This window comes from Phormidesmis priestleyi ULC007 (assembly GCF_001895925.1).
GTDB lineage: Bacteria > Cyanobacteriota > Cyanobacteriia > Leptolyngbyales > Leptolyngbyaceae > Phormidesmis_A > Phormidesmis_A priestleyi_A.
Genome location: NZ_MPPI01000068.1, coordinates 1 through 15,775, shown reverse-complemented (window position 1 = coordinate 15,775; position 15,775 = coordinate 1). Strand labels below are relative to the sequence as shown.

Below are 15,775 nucleotides of genomic sequence, written 5' to 3'. Positions count from 1 at the left end.
ATTTCAACGGTGATAGAGACGGCTCCTATTGACAAACACGACAAGCTAAAAAGCCTGATGAGTTGGAAGTTTCAATCCTTCAAAAAAGTCCAGCTCTTAGCCGATTAGAGTATATATTCAGTCAGCAGCTTCTCCTTGATCTTGGCAGAAACCCCATCGCCAAACAGCGTCCCATTCGGCACCACAATTCTCGCCCGTCCCGGATTCGGCTGCGACTTCAGCAACCGCATAATCAACTGAAGAAACAGCAGCGCCGTCTCTGCCGTCTGCATTTTGGGGTCAAAGTTGTCCTTAATCTTCGCTTCTTCCTCACCCCCAAACGGCGGATTCGTCAAAATCACATCCACCTGATCCTTCACCCCAATCTGGTTGATCGGAGTCCCCAGCGAGTTTTTCCGCTCCACGTCTGGATATTCCACCCCATTCAGCAGCAAATTCATCTGAGCCAGCATCAGCGGCAACGATTTCGCCTCAATGCCAGACAAGCTCGACTGCAAAATCTTCCAGTCCTTCGGCTGACACTTCTCTCTTAGATATTTGTAAGCCGACACTAAAAAGCCAGCCGTTCCGCAAGCTGGGTCATGAATCGTTTCGCCCACTTGAGGCGCGATCGCTTTCACCATAAACGCTACCACCGCACGCGGGTTAGTGTCACGAATTATTCGCGCTGAGGAGCGAGGGGAGAAAAGGGCTTAGAATGGGGAAGCCCCTCGAAGCAGGAGCCCTTCCATGACGATCGCAGAACGAGAACAACAAATTCTCAGAGTTCGACAGCAAGGTGTGCATCCGGAACTGGAAGCAGCACTTGCAGAGCAATTACGAAGGGAAGTGGTGAACACGGTCAAACAGGTGTTGGAAGGGGCGTTACGAGAGGAAGTGACGGAGTTTCTGAAGCACCTGGAGGGCAAGAAACCGTACCGCTCCGGGTACTATGAGCGGCAACTGCATACGCAGTATGGAACCATCGAGAAGTTACAGGTGCCGAAGTTACGAGAACGGAACCCGGAACGCCACTGGCAGATCTTGGAACGCTATCAGCGGAGTTTGGGGAATCTACTGGATTGGCTGTGTTGCTTGTATGTCATGGGACTGTCGTTGCGAGATTTGCAAGCAGCCTTGTATTTTGTAGTAGGTCGAGTTCTATCGGTGAATGCCGTGAACCAAATCACGTTACAAGTTCAACGACGACTGGACGCGAAACGCCAAGCGCCCTTCGAGCAAACGCCAGGGGACAGTGTGGCTCAAGCGAAGTTCATCGCTAAAATCTTCGGTGTTGTAGCTTAAGTCGGTTGATGTGAAAGAGTTCTTTGACCCTTCAAAACTTCTTGCAACAGAGCCCTCAATAGTGAGGGAGGGAAGACACCTCCCTTAAAGCTGCTTTTAGGCTTTTATCCGAGGATCGCCCGCGCTGTACCTGAAAGGTCAGCGTCGGGAGAATGCACAAGACCACTTATATCTTTCCGGGTATTTTCTAAGATTGGATGAAGATTGGATGATAAAGTCACTAAACCGCTGAAAAAGTAAACCAGTCATTAAAATGGAGATTGCCTTAAAAAGACTAAAATTGTATGCTGCGAAACTTGCCAACAGGTCGTCCTACAAGCTTTATTCAACGCACTGCGGGTTTCACGCTACCAATGCTGTTAGCAATTACTACACCCCTCTCCTGTCTGGCTCAACAAGGGCTGACCGCCTACAAAGGTTCAACGCATTCGGGAACGCCTTCCAGCCTAACGGATGATGCGTATACCCTAGGACCAGGCGATCGGGTTCGGATTGACGTGTTCAAATTGACCCAACTTTCTGGCGAGTTTCAAGTTCTGGCAGATGGGTCTTTGAACCTTCCCCAGGTTGGCAGCATACCCGTCACCGGGATGACGCTTAAAGAAGCGGCGAATGCTATCTCCGAAGGGTATACCCAAATTCTTAAATATCCGATCGTGAGTGTGAATGTGCTGACCCCCCGCCCGGTGCAAGCTAGCATTTTGGGGGAGGTCAATCGCCCAGGAGCTTACACTCTGACAGAAGCCGGACAGATTCCCACCGTAGCCCGGGCGCTCCGGCAGGCAGGCGGCATTACTCAAATGGCAGATTTACGTCGGGTAGAGGTTCGTCGCCCCCGGCGTTCTGGCGAGCAAGTGATTAAGGTCAACCTTTGGGATTTCCTACAAACCGGTGATTCTCGCCAAGATGTTACCCTGCGTGCTGGAGATGCTATCTTCGTTCCTACCCTCAGTAAAACGAATTTGGCTGAGTCTATTCAACTGGCATCAACTAGCTTTAGTGCAGACAAAAGTCAGGCATTAAACGTTGCTGTTGTAGGTGAAGTTTACCGTCCCGGCCCTCACACCGTCACCGCTTCCGCCCGCACAGGTGCTGCTGGGGAAACTGGGCAAGCAAGTGGTTCTGGAGGAGTTGAGACACCACCCACCATTACCAGCGCAATTCAGATTGCAGGTGGAATCAAGCCTCAGGCAGACATTCGTCAAATTCAGGTTCGACGTTTGACTAAAAGTGGTGGTGAGCAAACTATCGTGATCGACCTCTTGAAGTTGTTAAAAGAAGGAGACGTTAGTCAAGATCTTTTTTTACAGGACAGGGACACCATCGTTGTCCCAACGGTAACGACCATCTCTCCCGCAGAATCGATCCAGATTGCTGCCGCCAGTTTTTCTCCAGACAGTATTCGGGTGAATATTGTGGGCGAAGTGAAGCAGCCTGGAGCGGTTAAGATTCCACCGAATACTCCGCTCAACCAGGCTGTCCTGGCAGCGGGAGGATTTACAACGCGGGCGCGTACTAAGTCAGTCGATCTGATTCGGCTAAACCCGAACGGTACCATTACAAAGCGCAATATCGGCATCAATTTTGATAACCAGCTCAATGATCAAACCAACCCTGCGCTTTACAACGATGACATCATCATCGTGAATCGCTCTGCGTTAACCACTTTTTCAGATAGTGTAAACTCTGCTCTGAATCCTATCAACAACTTTCTATCGTTATTTAGCATCTACAGAATCATTACTGGCAAGTAGGCTCTTACTAAATTTTTACAAAAGAGAAAACGTATTTAGCATACTGCCCCTAAACAAATGGATCCATGAATCAAACGGCAAATCAGACAAAGTTTAATGTATTTCCTCGCTCCAGTCGTTTAGTGGACTGACATCAATATGGAGAACCATCAAAATTCTCAGGCATTTCCACCAGAAAACCGTATTGATCGGCGATTTCAGTGGCTATCGTCAATCAACCCAGCCCACTCTAGCGAAGATGATGAAGGTGGTTTAAGCCTCGGTCAAGTCTTTGGTGCATTGAAGCGACGGTTACCCGTCATTGTTGGAGTAACCACTGTTGTGACCTCTGCCGCAATGCTCAAAGCATTGACCAGTAAACCCGTTTATCAAGCAGGGTTTGAAATTTTGACGAGACCAGTTACTGCGGAAAACCAGGTCATCTCTTCTGTACCTCAAACCCTAAATAGCAACAAGGAAGGACAGCCGCAACCGGAAAAGACTGTGGATGCTACTAAGCTAAAACTGTTGAAAAGCCCTAAATTACTTTCACCGATCGCCGACCAATTGAAGGCTAAGTACCCAACCATTACCGATGATGAGCTGGCCGCCAGTCTTTCCATAACCCCAATTCCCAGCAGTGAAATTCTAGCTGTGACCCTCCAGGGCACCGACCCTGAGAAAGTGAAAGCGGTCTTGAAGCTTGTGGCAGATTCCTATCTCAGATACAGCCTAGAGGAGCGGTTAGCGGATGTGCGACAGGGGATTGATTTTGTGAATGCCCAAGTGCCTCAATTGCAGCAGCGTGTTGATGCAGTTCAGGATCGGCTGCAAAACTTTCGTCAACGGTACGACCTGATCGATCCAGACACAACAGGGAAACAACTAGCAGACTGGACGAATACGGTGGGTCAACAACGCCTTGATACGCAGATCAAACTGAATGAAGCGCGTGCACTTTACAACGACTTGCAGGAATTGTTGCGCCGATCAGACGACCCGGCATCCACAGCGTTGAGTAGCAATACCCGCTATCAGGCTTTGCTGAATCAGATTTTGACGGTAGAGGGTGACCTTGCCAAAGAGTCATCGCTGTTTAAGGACAATACTCCCAACGTTCAAGTTCTTAAAGAGCAGCAGCAAAACCTCATACCGCTACTACAGCGGGAGGGGCGGCGAGTGCAGGAAGAAGTTGCCAGCAACATTCGGGGACTGGAAGACCGCGATCGCATTTTGGCTCAGGCATCCAATCAGCTCAGCCAGCGAGTGAAACAGTTATCTGTCGTGTCGCGCCAATACACCGACATCCAGCAAGAACTAAAGATTGCAACGGATAACCTGAATCAATTTCTGACTAAACGGGAAGCACTGCGGATTGATGCCGGACAACGGAAAACCCCCTGGCAAATTCTAACCCCTCCTGGAGACCCGGTTCCATCCTCCGCCAATGTTCAGCGAACAACCCTGTTGGGCGTAATCTTGGGGGTATTGATGGGGGTAGGCGTTGCCTTGCTATTAGACAAATTGAGCAGCGTCATTCGTGATTCTGAAGAGATCACGGAAATCAGCAAGTTCCCCGTTCTGGGCGTGATTCCATTTAATTCTGAGTTAGAGGAGGTGGAGCAGCTGAGTTCTCTCGGAAAACTCGCCTCCTTTGCCGATATCAGTGGGCTGATGCAACAGATGGGGCAAAAGGTCGGACTCAACAACGGTGCTAGATCTCATGGCTACACCTCCTCTCCTTTTTCAGAAGCTTTTCGTTCGTTGTATACCAATATTCGCCTGCTCGGTTCTGACACCCAGATTCGATCCATTGTCATCAGTTCGTCCATCCCAGGAGAAGGAAAATCTACGATCTCTGTGCATCTCGCTCAAGCTGCGGCTGCTTTGGGGAAGCGGGTTCTGCTAGTCGATGCTGATCTGCGTCGTCCAAGAGTTCATGAGCGACTGGGATTGGCCAATACCTTTGGACTCAGTAACGTCATTTCGCTAGATCTGGAGGTTGAACGAGTGATTCAGCAATCTCCCACCGAAGATAACCTCTTCATCCTGACGGCTGGACAGATTCCTCCTGACCCGACTAAGCTTCTGTCATCCCAAAAGATGCAAAATCTGATGGGGCAGTTTAAGGATGCCTATGACTTGGTGATTTACGATACCCCTCCACTGGTAGGATTAGCCGACACCAAGCTGATTGCATCCAAGACTGATGGCATGGTTATGGTAGTGTGTTTGGGCAAAACAAAGCGCTCAGTGCTGTCTCAAGCTCTAGAAGGAATTAAACCATTCTCGGTTCCAGTTCTGGGGATGCTTGCAAATGGTTCTAGGGAACAAGCCTCTGTACACGATCCCTATTATCACTACTACCCAGTGAAATCAGGGAGTCCATCTATTAGGGAGGAGTCTGTGCCGTCTGTAGTTAAGCAGCCCGACCAATAGTGACCGAATGCAAGACGGTGATTTTATAGAGAGCGATGGATTGGTGATACCTCTAACATGGAAGCTTTAATCCTATTGACACTGATTGGGATATTTTGGCTGGTCAGTCCCCGTCGCTGGCGGCGAGTGATTAAGCTTGTGACGATCGTGGCGCTGGCTGGTTTGATGGTGACCTCTCCTGGGATGGTTCAACTAACAACTTGGGGCTTGACCGTTCCATTGCCAGCGGATAGGGGGGAGCAACCCGATGCCATTGTCGTTTTGGGGCGCGGCGAAGAATTACGGGAGCGTCGCGTTGATCTGATTCATAAACTCTGGCAAGCTGGGCGCGCTCCCCGTGTGTTCACGAGTGGAATGATGGATGCCCAACCAACCATTGAACGGCTTCAGCAAAAAGGGCTTCCAGGCTCTATTTTGAGTGGTGAGAGCTGCTCACGAAATACGGAAGAAAATGCCCTCTATACCGCCGCGATTCTTTACCCACAGGGTGTTCGGAAGATTATCTTGATGACTGACTCCCCCCACATGCTGCGATCGTTCCTACTGTTTCGCAATGTTGGCTTTAAAGTGATGCCCTATCTTAGTCCGCTGCCAGATCAATGGAATTCTCTCCAACAAATTACGGTCATCCTTCGAGAATATGTGGGGCTAATTCAATATGCGCTGATGGGGCGATTTAGGCAACGGTCAACATCCGAACTTAAGCATCCATCCTCTGCAATTCTTGAGAAATTTACTGAGTGGAACTGTCAAGTATGAGGAGCATAGCTGGGCAGCTATGCTCCTTTCAGAAATTTGTTTAGCTGGGTCAAAATTTCGCATAATATTTAATCGTAAAATAAGCGCCGATTATCCTCTCTTGTTCCCGATAGTTCTTATGAACGATTTTCCAGATTTCTCCGATTACCATTACCAAATTGAGAAAGAGCTAGGTCACAACCGGGCAGGTGGACGCGTCACCTATTTGGCAACCGATACAAGCAACCAGCAACCGGTGGTGATCAAACAGTTTCAATTTGCCAAATCAGGTTCAAGCTGGCAGAGCTACGATACCTACGATCGCGAGGTGCAATTACTCAAAGAACTCAACCATCCAGGCATTCCTCGCTATTTAGATGCCTTCCAGACTCAAGACGGGTTCTGCATGGTGCAGGAATATAAGCAGGCAGCGTCTCTTGCAGCGTCTCGTAGTTTCAACCCAGACGATATCAAGCAGATTGCGATCGCGGCTCTAGAAGTTTTGGTCTACCTGCAAAACCGAATTCCACCTGTGATTCACCGGGATCTCAAACCAGAAAATATCTTGGTGAATGCAGCGGGTGATGTTTATTTGATTGATTTTGGATTTGCTCGTGTGGGAGAAGGCGAGGTCGGTGTCAGTAGTGTGGTCAAAGGAACTCTGGGCTTTATGCCTCCTGAGCAGTTGTTTAATCGGCAGTTAAGCGAAGCTTCAGACCTTTACGGTTTGGGAATGTCTCTGATCTGTTTACTGACCCACACGAACTCCGATCGCATTGGCGATCTGGTGGATATTACCTACCAAATCAGCTTTAAGCACCTGGTTCCCAAGCTTAATGTGCATTGGGTAAATTGGCTAGAAAAAATGGTTAACCCTCGCATGAAGGATCGGTTTCCCAATGCCCTGAGTGCCTTGGCTGCCATTCCCCTATCTCCTTTACGTCCACCAGAAGCCCAGTTTAGTCAGTCAACGCTCGAATTTGCCGCAGGTCAATTAGGGGAATTGTTGACTCAAACAGTGACGATCGCAAATCCTATTCCAGAAACCACTTTAGAGGGGCAGTGGGAAGTGGCTCCCTATCCCTACGACCCTCCAGCCGAGCAATACTCCTGGATTACAGTTGAACCGAAAACTTTTGTGGGTAATCAGGTTCGTTGCCGAGTCACTGTCGATACTCACAAACTGATCGCAGGAAAAACCTATCGTCGCAGACTGTTGTTGCACGCCAATACCTTAGCAAAGACCTATTCTCTCAATGTACAGGTGAAAACAGCCCGTATGCCCGTTCCAGATTACTTTCTTTCCTACGGCTTACTAGGGTTGTTAGGCATATTTTTTGCCGGCTTAAGCTCGTCAACTAGTGTGGTTGCTTTGGTCGCAGGCACCATGACCGGATCGGTTAGCTCGGCAGCCATTGGTACCCTAGTAGGCAGTGCTTTGGGATTGGAATGCGCCGCCTGGTTGATGTACTCCTCAGGATGGCGTTTTGGTGCGGCATCCAGTACGCTTTCCGCAGTGATCCTGGGAGGGATCGTACTCACCCAGATTTTCTCCAATGCAGTGAAGACCGTGGTTACTCCGGCAGTTTTCCTAGGTGCAGGCTTAGGCATTGTCAGTGGTGGGCTTGCCGGGATTGCAATCAGCATCGCTGTTGAGAAAATGCTGCTGGGCGGTAGTCAGAAACTATTAGCGCTCACCTTTCCTACCCTGATAGCCATAGTAGGAGTTAGTATTGGTCTGGGATCAACTATTGGGATGACCAATAGTCTGGTTCTACCCCCTCTGATTATAGGTAGCCTTACTCTAGCCATCTACATTGTCCATCTTCAGCTCAAACAGGCTCATTTTTCCCTCAAACATCGAAGAAATGAACGTTTTGTGATCAAACCATAGCCGTTAGTATCGTAAATTTTTCGCGGTTGGCTAGGTTGTGTTGATGATTGCGTGAAGTTGGGATGAATAAGCTAAACGCGATGCTAACCCTTACTCTGCTGTCTAAGGCAATCACTGTGTTCTTTCGTTGAGCACAAACCGCACGAATCTCCTCTCGGACAACTTCCAGATTCTTGGGCGAATTGCTCGAAAGACTTGCCTCATGCAGAAGTTTGATCACTCAAACCCTGACTCCTACGTTCCGCTGTCCCCTAAAACATTACTAAAATTTAAGCCTGAGTAGTTACGTTGTTTCCTTGGTTTACATCAATTAGTTAAAAGGTAGAGCAGTAATGACAGTCAATGATGATGTCCAGTTGGGCAAAAACATAAGAATTTTTCATGTCCATCTCGTGAATCTTTATGGTTGTGTGGTTGGAGATGAGACAAAAATTGGTAGCTTTGTAGAGATCCAGAAAAATGTTAAGGTCGGGAATCGGTGCAAAATCTCATCCCACAGCTTTCTCTGTGAAGGCGTTGTCATTGAAGATGAAGTGTTTATTGGTCATGGGGTAATGTTTACCAATGACCTTTGCCCGCGGGCAACTAATGAAGATGGCAGTTTGCAAATGGAAGATAACTGGGATGTCATCGAGACAATAGTGAAACGGTCTGCATCCATTGGCAGTAACGCCACTATTTTACCAGGGGTAACGATCGGCGAAAGAGCCTTGGTTGGTGCTGGCGCAGTTGTGACACAAAATGTTCCTGCCTACGCAATTGTGGCAGGAGTTCCGGCACGGGTGATTGGTGACGTACGAGATCGCGACAAATCCTCAGCAGAGATGAATGGTAGCTTAGGTGATACAGTCGGTAGACCGAGATAGATATACATTTACTTTAATTAGCAACACGCTATGGAAAGCAACGTAAACATTGGTGTTATTGGCTATGGATACTGGGGTCCGAATCTGGTTAGGAGCTTCTCAGAGATTTCCGGAGCAAAGGTAAGAACAGTCAGCGATTTCAACCCGAAGTTACTGGCAAGGGTACAGGCTCGCTACCCGGCGATCCAAGTGACCACAGACTGCCAGGATATCTTTGAAGACCCTAAGATTGATGCTGTCGCGATCGCAACGCCTGTTTCTACTCACTTCGACTTGGCTCTAGCCGCGCTGAAGGCGGGCAAGCATGTGATGGTTGAGAAACCGATGACAGTTACTAGCGAGCAAGCGCTTCGGTTAATTGACGAGGCGGATCGGCGTAATCGAGTGTTGCTGGTAGATCATACCTTTGTCTACACAGGTGCTGTGCGGAAGATGCATGAACTAGTCTCTAGTGGTGAACTGGGAGATATCCTCTACTACGACTCTGTGCGTGTCAACCTGGGGCTATTTCAACACGATATTAATGTTCTTTGGGATTTGGCAGTTCATGACTTATCTATCATGAGCTATATTCTGCAAAGCAAGCCCTGTGCTGTCTCAGCTACTGGCATAAGTCATGTCCCCGGTGGTCTAGAGAATATTGCCTATTTAACGTTGTTTTTTGAAAACAATTTGATTGCTCATGTTCACGTGAACTGGCTAGCACCTGTGAAAGTGCGACGTACCCTGATTGGTGGCAGCCAGAAAATGATTGTGTTCGATGATCTTGAACCGAGTGAAAAAATCAAAGTATACGATCGAGGGATCACGATTAATGGTGATGCCGAAAGTGTCTATCGAATGCTGGTCGGTTATCGAACGGGGGATATGTGGGCACCCCAGTTGGATATGACCGAAGCGCTACGAACAGAAGGGTTACACTTCCTCCGTTGTATTGAACACGGAGAACGTCCTATCACAGGCGGAGATGCAGGCTTGCAGGTCGTCAAGATTCTTGAAGCTGCAACTGAGTCGATGAAGAAACAAGGTCAACTAGTCGAACTAGATACTGTAGAGGTTGCAGCATGATTCCATTTATTGATCTAAAAGCTCAATACCTGAGCATTAAAGATGAAATTGATACCGCCGTTATCAAGGTTCTAGAAAGCACTCAATTTATTTTGGGGAGCGAAGTTGCGGCTTTAGAAGAAGAGTTTGCCGAGTATTGTAGTGCAGAGCATGGGATTGCTGTTAATACAGGAACTAGTGCCCTACATCTAGCTTTGGTGGCAGCCGGGATTGGTCCTGGAGATGAAGTTATTACCGTACCGTTTACATTTATCGCCACGGTAGCAGCGATCGTTTACACCGGAGCGAAACCTGTTTTCGTAGATATTGACCCGGCTTCTTACACAATCGATGTCACTCAAATTGAAGCCGCAGTTACTGAACGGACAAAAGCTATTCTGCCTGTTCATTTATATGGACAGGCAGCAGATATGGATCCAATTTTAGAGATTGCCCAGCGTCATAACCTGATTGTTATAGAAGATGCTGCTCAGGCTCACCGAGCAGAGTACAAAGGTCGTCGCGTTGGCAGTATTGGTGACATTGGCTGCTTCAGCTTTTACCCTGGTAAGAATTTGGGAGCTTACGGCGAGGGTGGTATGGTGACTACCAACAATGCTGAATTTGACTCTACGATTCGCATGTTAAGAGACTGGGGACAAGAGCGCCGATACAACCATGTGTTGAAAGGCTATAACTATCGCATGGATGGAATTCAGGGAGCTATTTTACGCATCAAGCTACGCTACCTGGATCAATGGACAGAGGCGCGCAGGGCACATGCAACGCAATATGATCAACTGCTGAAGGATTCAACGGTTAAGACTCCGGTTGTGATGCCCTACAGCCATCACGTTTACCATATCTATGCTGTAAGAGTCGGCGATCGCACCGCATTACAACAGAAACTGAGTGAGCAGGGTATTCAAACAGGAATCCACTATCCAATCCCGGTTCATCTGCAACCCGCCTACTCAGACTTAGGCTACCAGCCAGGAGCTTTTCCTTATTCTGAATCGACCGCTAGGGAAGTTCTTTCCCTGCCGATGTATCCAGAACTTACCCCTGAACAGGTCGATGCAGTGGCTCAGAGTCTTCACAGCCTGTCGCAAGGAGCACAAGTATCATGAACGATACCCGTCCTGGGTTAAACCCCCAACGCCTGATTACATTAATGCAGCAGGCGATTCAACGGTGCGATTTACAATTGCAGTCAGCGACTGTTCTAACAGAAGCAGCCACAGGAGCCTATATCGTTACCCCTGTGTTGGCAGCAATGGCAGGAGCAAGCAAAGTTTTTGCCCTGACCAAAAGTACCCGCTATGGTTCTGTAGAACAGGTAAAAGCGCAAACACAGCAACTTGCTGAAATCGCAGGGATAAGTGATCGACTCGAATTCATCGCAGAGAAATCGCCAGAAATTGTAGCGCAGGCTGATATCATCACAAACAGTGGGCATGTCCGTCCGATTGATGCGGAGATGATTGATTGGATGAAGCTAACTGCTGTGATTGGGCTAATGTATGAGGCGTGGGAGTTTAGACCCGAAGATATTGATCTCGCTGCCTGCCAGCAGCGTGGGATTCCCATCGCAGGCGTGAATGAGCGGCATCCAGCGGTGGATGTATTCTCCTTTTTGGGCATCATGGCAGTCAAGCTTTTGTTAGATGCAGGCGTGGCTGTTTACACCAGCAATATCTTACTGTTATGTGATAATCCATTTAGCCCATTCATTGAGCGAGGTCTTGTCAATTCAGGTGCGCTTGCGGATAAAGTTACTAGCCTGTCAGAGGCTCCTCTAGACAAAGAGTACGATGCCATATTAGTGGCGCTGCAACCGCAACCTGAGCCAGTTCTCTCTGCTAATGATGCAACCCTAATCGCAAAGTATTGGTCAGGAGCGATAGTTGCCCAATACTGGGGAGACATAGATCGCTATGCTTTTGCTGCTTACAACATACCGATATGGCCCGAAATAGAGCCAAAGTTGGGTCACATGGGTATTTTGCCATCGCATGTTGGACCGGAACCTGTTGTTCGACTACAAACGGGCGGATTGAAAGCCGCTGAAGCTGCTTGGCGGCAATCTTCTCAATCCAACGCACAAGCGATGAAATTTGTACAACTGCTATAATGGAAGGAGGGTTTATGACAGATATACTCCTGATTGGTCTTGGGGCAACAACCTTAAGTGCTTTAGAATCCTTGCTCCCAAAGTGCAGCGTGCGGGCAATTGTGAGAAATGTAGACTCTGAATCAAACTCAAACGCTTCGGTGCTGAGTTTGGCACAGCAAAGGGGAATTCCTATCTTTTCAGATGTTTCTCAGAGAGAGATTAAAGCACTCCTACTTAAGTTTCAGCCCGAGTGTGTTGTAGTATCATCTTACAATCAAATTCTGCCGTCGGATTTGATTTCACTCTCTACATTTATCAACGTTCACTATTCTCCCCTACCTTATTACCGGGGGCGAGCAAATGCCAACTGGGCGATGATAAATGATGAGCCTTGTGCAGCTATCACGATTCATCGCATTACACCAAAGTTAGATGAGGGAAATATCCTATTTCAACAATTGATTCCAATTCACGGGGAAGATACAATCACTACGCTGTATGACAGATTGAATGAGATTCAGCAACAAGTATTAGGGGATATAGTTGTTAAGGCATTAAATGGGTATGAAGGAGTTGCACAGAATAATGATGAAGCAACTTACTGCTGCACCCGTTTGCCCGAAGATGGGGAAATCAATTGGTCTATTACCACCAGAAGCATTGACTGTTTTATTCGGGCGCTAGTAGAGCCTTTCCCTGGCGCTTACACTTATTTTCAAGGGAAGAAACTGCTCATCTGGCGAGCCGAACCGCTCAACCCCCCTCCGGTCTACGTCGGACGGATTCCTGGTCGTGTCATTGATAGGTCCAAAGCGGAAGGATATGTAGACGTACTCACAGGAGATGGGGTGCTGAGAATTTTAGAGGTACAGTTTGAAGGGGAAGAGAGAACGGCAGCAGCTAACGTAATCAAATCCGTCAAAAGCACTCTAGGGTTACAAATGTCTGATCTTCTAAGGAGAATTCAAACACTTGAGCAAGAAATTGTGAGGCTAAAAGAACATGCAAAATAGTCGCGTATTAATCACGGGTGGTGCTGGTCTGGTCGGTTCCCACATTGCTGATTTACTGGTTAAAGAAGGAGTATCCGAGATTATCGTTCTAGATAACTTTACACGGGGTTGTCTGGCGAATTTGGCTTGGGCACAGGCAAATGGGCATGTAGTGCTCGTCAAAGGAGATATCCGAGATCAAAAGCTCTTGGCTGATGTCATGCAAGGAGTAGATTATCTGTTCCATCAAGCAGCCATTCGGATTACACAATGCGCTGAAGAACCTCGCCTGGCGTTAGAAGTTCTGGCAGATGGCACATTCAATGTTTTGGAAGCTGCTGTCAATGCAAAGGTCAAAAAGGTCGTCGCAGCTTCATCTGCCTCGGTTTACGGGATGGCAGATGACTTTCCTACCACGGAGGCTCATCATCCCTATAACAACCGCACAATTTACGGGGCTGCCAAAGTTTTCAACGAGGGCTTGCTTCGTAGTTTCTACGATATGTATGGCTTGGATTACGTGGCATTGCGCTATTTCAATGTTTATGGTTCTCGGATGGATATCTATGGGGTCTATACGGAAGTATTGATTCGGTGGATGGATCGGATCATCGCTGGTCAATCTCCCTTAATTTTTGGGGATGGCAACCAAACAATGGATTTTGTCTATATCGAAGACATTGCCAGAGCCAACATTTTGGCTGCGAAAGCAGATATCACAGATGAAGTATTCAATGTTGCCAGTGGTACAGAAACGACCCTGAATGAGCTTGCTTATAGTTTATTGAAGGTGATGGGATCGGATTTGAAGCCGGAGTATGGTCCAGAGCGTAAGGTCAATTCGGTGCAGCGTCGCTTAGCAAGTACAACTCAAGCGAAGGAACTGCTTGACTTTGAGGTAGAAATCTCCCTGGAGGAGGGTTTGACCCGCTTAGTGAATTGGTGGCGTGAACAGAAGGAATTGACGAAGGAAGCCAGTAATGTCTAATCAAATCCAGAATATCCCAATTGCTAAGCCTTGGGTTGGAGAGGCGGAAGCGGCAGCATCTAGCCGTGTGATTCTCTCTGGCTGGCTGACTCAGGGACCAGAGATTGCGGCGTTTGAAAAGGATTTTGCAACTTATGTTGGTGCGAAGCACGCCTGTGCCGTCTCCAACTGCACAACTGCTTTGCACTTGGCTCTATTGGCAGTGGGAGTGCAGCCGGGGGATGAAGTAATTACGGTTAGTCATTCCTATATTGCCACTGCCAATAGTATTCGCTATTGCGGAGCAACTCCCGTGTTTGTGGACATTGAGCCACAGACCTACAATATTAATCCAATCCTGATTGAGGACGTTATTAGCGATCGCACCCGTGCGATTCTCGTTGTACATCAGATTGGGATGCCCTGCGATCTCAAAGCTATTTTGGCGATCGCCCGTCAGCATTCTCTACCAGTGATCGAGGATGCAGCTTGCGCGATCGGCAGCGAGATTCTTTGGGATGGGGAGTGGGAAAAAATTGGTAAGCCCCATGGCGATATTGCCTGCTTTTCTTTCCATCCTCGTAAGGTGATCACGACCGGGGATGGCGGCATGATTACGACTAACAATCCGGACTGGGACAAGCAATTTCGCCTCTGGCGGCAACATGGTATGAGTGTGCCAGATACGGTGCGGCATGGTGCCAAGCAGGTGATCTTCGAGTCCTATCCGATGTTGGGCTATAACTACCGGATGACGGATGTTCAGGCGGCGATCGGTCGTGAGCAACTCAAACGCTTGCCAGAGATTGTGGCACAGCGTCGCTACTTAGCAGAACGGTATCACCAAGCATTGGCAGATATACCCGAATTAAAGTTGCCTACCGAACCCACCTGGGCGCGGAGTAATTGGCAGAGTTACTGTGTCCGGCTACCGGCTCGTTGCGACCAACGACAGGTCATGCAAACGATGCTTGATGCCGGAATCTCGACCCGGCGTGGCATTATGTGTATCCACCGGGAACCGGCTTACCAGCAGGAAGGTTGGTCATGTGGAATTACGGAGAAACCTTGTCAGTGTAAGCCAAGTCAGTGCGATCGCCTCATTGAAAGCGAATACGCTCAAGATCAGGCTATCTTGCTACCACTTTTCTACCCAATGACTGAAGCTCAGCAGGATCAAGTCATTCGTTGTCTAGCAGTAGTTGTTTAACTCAGATCTTGCACCAGTCTCAACAAGGGGTTGCCAAAAAGCTCAAAGTCTGAAAGAAAGGGCGTAGAAACATTTCAATGGGACGGTTATGGAAACCATCTTGGAACACGCCCAAGGATTAGTGTACGCTCTACTCGGATTGATGCCTAGTTCCGATCAGAAAACCAGCTTCAGTGCGCTACTCGGACTGTTTTTAGATGCGTCCGGTCATGCTTTGCCCCAACATTGCCCGATAAAATCTGCCAGTGCGTTGAGTCGATTTCTAAATATCTATGGGTGGTCTACCCGGTCGGTGCTGCGAACCACTCGCCAAACGGTGCTGAAACAGATGGCACAGCATCTATCCCGTTCTGACAGTCCGCTGAAAGTGATCATGGGAGCATCTCACCTTTGCGATGAGCATAACTACTCAATTCAATCAGCCAACCCTGAGCCAAGGTTGAGAGCGCGTGAAATCGCCATTGAGATAAGCAGAGCGGTGCTTCAGCC

General features: G+C 48.3%; 12 protein-coding genes and 2 pseudogenes. 13 read left to right on the top strand and 1 reads right to left on the bottom strand.

The genetic code is table 11. The annotated features are described in order from the left end of the window. Positions 1-104 precede the first annotated feature (104 nt). Positions 105-635, bottom strand: coding sequence for an HsdM family class I SAM-dependent methyltransferase (locus tag BRW63_RS26035; protein WP_219898766.1), 531 nt, complete (start codon positions 633-635; stop codon positions 105-107). A 94-nt stretch (positions 636-729) separates the two neighbouring features. Between BRW63_RS26035 and BRW63_RS26030 the strand changes: the two are divergent. From BRW63_RS26030 to BRW63_RS25970, 13 genes and pseudogenes are all read left to right on the top strand, one after another. Then, positions 730-1,227 (top strand): annotated as a pseudogene (locus BRW63_RS26030) (transposase); the annotation flags it as partial. 341 nt (positions 1,228-1,568) lie between these two features. Beyond that, positions 1,569-3,038 (top strand): SLBB domain-containing protein, encoded by a 1,470-nt coding sequence (locus BRW63_RS26025; RefSeq protein ID WP_073075234.1) that lies wholly within the window; start codon positions 1,569-1,571, stop codon positions 3,036-3,038. A gap of 138 nt (positions 3,039-3,176) precedes the next feature. Further along, positions 3,177-5,456, top strand: coding sequence for a GumC family protein (locus BRW63_RS26020; protein ID WP_073075233.1), 2,280 nt, complete (start codon positions 3,177-3,179; stop codon positions 5,454-5,456). 57 nt (positions 5,457-5,513) lie between these two features. Beyond that, positions 5,514-6,215 (top strand): YdcF family protein, encoded by a 702-nt coding sequence (locus BRW63_RS26015; protein WP_073075232.1) that lies wholly within the window; start codon positions 5,514-5,516, stop codon positions 6,213-6,215. 118 nt (positions 6,216-6,333) lie between these two features. Then, positions 6,334-8,088 (top strand): serine/threonine protein kinase, encoded by a 1,755-nt coding sequence (locus tag BRW63_RS26010; protein ID WP_073075231.1) that lies wholly within the window; start codon positions 6,334-6,336, stop codon positions 8,086-8,088. Between the two features lie 332 nt (positions 8,089-8,420). Further along, on the top strand, positions 8,421-8,954 hold the full coding sequence (locus BRW63_RS29820; RefSeq protein ID WP_073075230.1) for an acyltransferase: 534 nt from the start codon (positions 8,421-8,423) through the stop codon (positions 8,952-8,954). 30 nt (positions 8,955-8,984) lie between these two features. Further along, positions 8,985-10,022: a Gfo/Idh/MocA family protein gene (locus BRW63_RS26000; RefSeq protein ID WP_073075229.1), complete on the top strand. Its 1,038-nt coding sequence runs from the start codon at positions 8,985-8,987 to the stop codon at positions 10,020-10,022. Beyond that, positions 10,019-11,131 carry a DegT/DnrJ/EryC1/StrS family aminotransferase gene (locus tag BRW63_RS25995; RefSeq protein ID WP_073075228.1) on the top strand — a complete coding sequence of 371 codons (1,113 nt, stop codon included), beginning with the start codon at positions 10,019-10,021 and terminating at the stop codon, positions 11,129-11,131. Before BRW63_RS26000 ends, BRW63_RS25995 begins: the two co-directional genes overlap by 4 nt. Then, positions 11,128-12,135, top strand: a complete 1,008-nt coding sequence (locus tag BRW63_RS25990) for a Rossmann-fold NAD(P)-binding domain-containing protein (protein ID WP_073075227.1) — start codon at positions 11,128-11,130, stop codon at positions 12,133-12,135. Before BRW63_RS25995 ends, BRW63_RS25990 begins: the two co-directional genes overlap by 4 nt. Before the next feature lie 14 nt (positions 12,136-12,149). Further along, a complete protein-coding gene (locus BRW63_RS25985) occupies positions 12,150-13,130 on the top strand; it encodes a methionyl-tRNA formyltransferase (protein WP_073075237.1) in 981 nt (326 codons plus the stop codon). Continuing rightward, the gene (locus BRW63_RS25980; RefSeq protein WP_073075226.1) at positions 13,120-14,097 is read left to right on the top strand and encodes an SDR family NAD(P)-dependent oxidoreductase; all 978 of its coding nucleotides are present in this window, start codon (positions 13,120-13,122) and stop codon (positions 14,095-14,097) included. Before BRW63_RS25985 ends, BRW63_RS25980 begins: the two co-directional genes overlap by 11 nt. Beyond that, a complete protein-coding gene (locus BRW63_RS25975; RefSeq protein WP_073075225.1) occupies positions 14,090-15,286 on the top strand; it encodes a DegT/DnrJ/EryC1/StrS family aminotransferase in 1,197 nt (398 codons plus the stop codon). The genes BRW63_RS25980 and BRW63_RS25975 overlap by 8 nt, the downstream gene beginning before the upstream one ends. An 88-nt stretch (positions 15,287-15,374) precedes the next feature. Next, a pseudogene (locus BRW63_RS25970) lies at positions 15,375-15,775 on the top strand (hypothetical protein); the annotation flags it as partial.

Coding starts and splice junctions, on each gene's coding strand:
- BRW63_RS25975 (WP_073075225.1), top strand. CDS start 14,090: ATGTCTAATCAAATCCAGAATATCCCAATTGCTAAGCCTTGGGTTGGA.
- BRW63_RS25985 (WP_073075237.1), top strand. CDS start 12,150: ATGACAGATATACTCCTGATTGGTCTTGGGGCAACAACCTTAAGTGCT.
- BRW63_RS26015 (WP_073075232.1), top strand. CDS start 5,514: ATGGAAGCTTTAATCCTATTGACACTGATTGGGATATTTTGGCTGGTC.
- BRW63_RS29820 (WP_073075230.1), top strand. CDS start 8,421: ATGACAGTCAATGATGATGTCCAGTTGGGCAAAAACATAAGAATTTTT.
- BRW63_RS26010 (WP_073075231.1), top strand. CDS start 6,334: ATGAACGATTTTCCAGATTTCTCCGATTACCATTACCAAATTGAGAAA.
- BRW63_RS26020 (WP_073075233.1), top strand. CDS start 3,177: ATGGAGAACCATCAAAATTCTCAGGCATTTCCACCAGAAAACCGTATT.
- BRW63_RS26025 (WP_073075234.1), top strand. CDS start 1,569: ATGCTGCGAAACTTGCCAACAGGTCGTCCTACAAGCTTTATTCAACGC.
- BRW63_RS25995 (WP_073075228.1), top strand. CDS start 10,019: ATGATTCCATTTATTGATCTAAAAGCTCAATACCTGAGCATTAAAGAT.
- BRW63_RS26000 (WP_073075229.1), top strand. CDS start 8,985: ATGGAAAGCAACGTAAACATTGGTGTTATTGGCTATGGATACTGGGGT.
- BRW63_RS25990 (WP_073075227.1), top strand. CDS start 11,128: ATGAACGATACCCGTCCTGGGTTAAACCCCCAACGCCTGATTACATTA.
- BRW63_RS25980 (WP_073075226.1), top strand. CDS start 13,120: ATGCAAAATAGTCGCGTATTAATCACGGGTGGTGCTGGTCTGGTCGGT.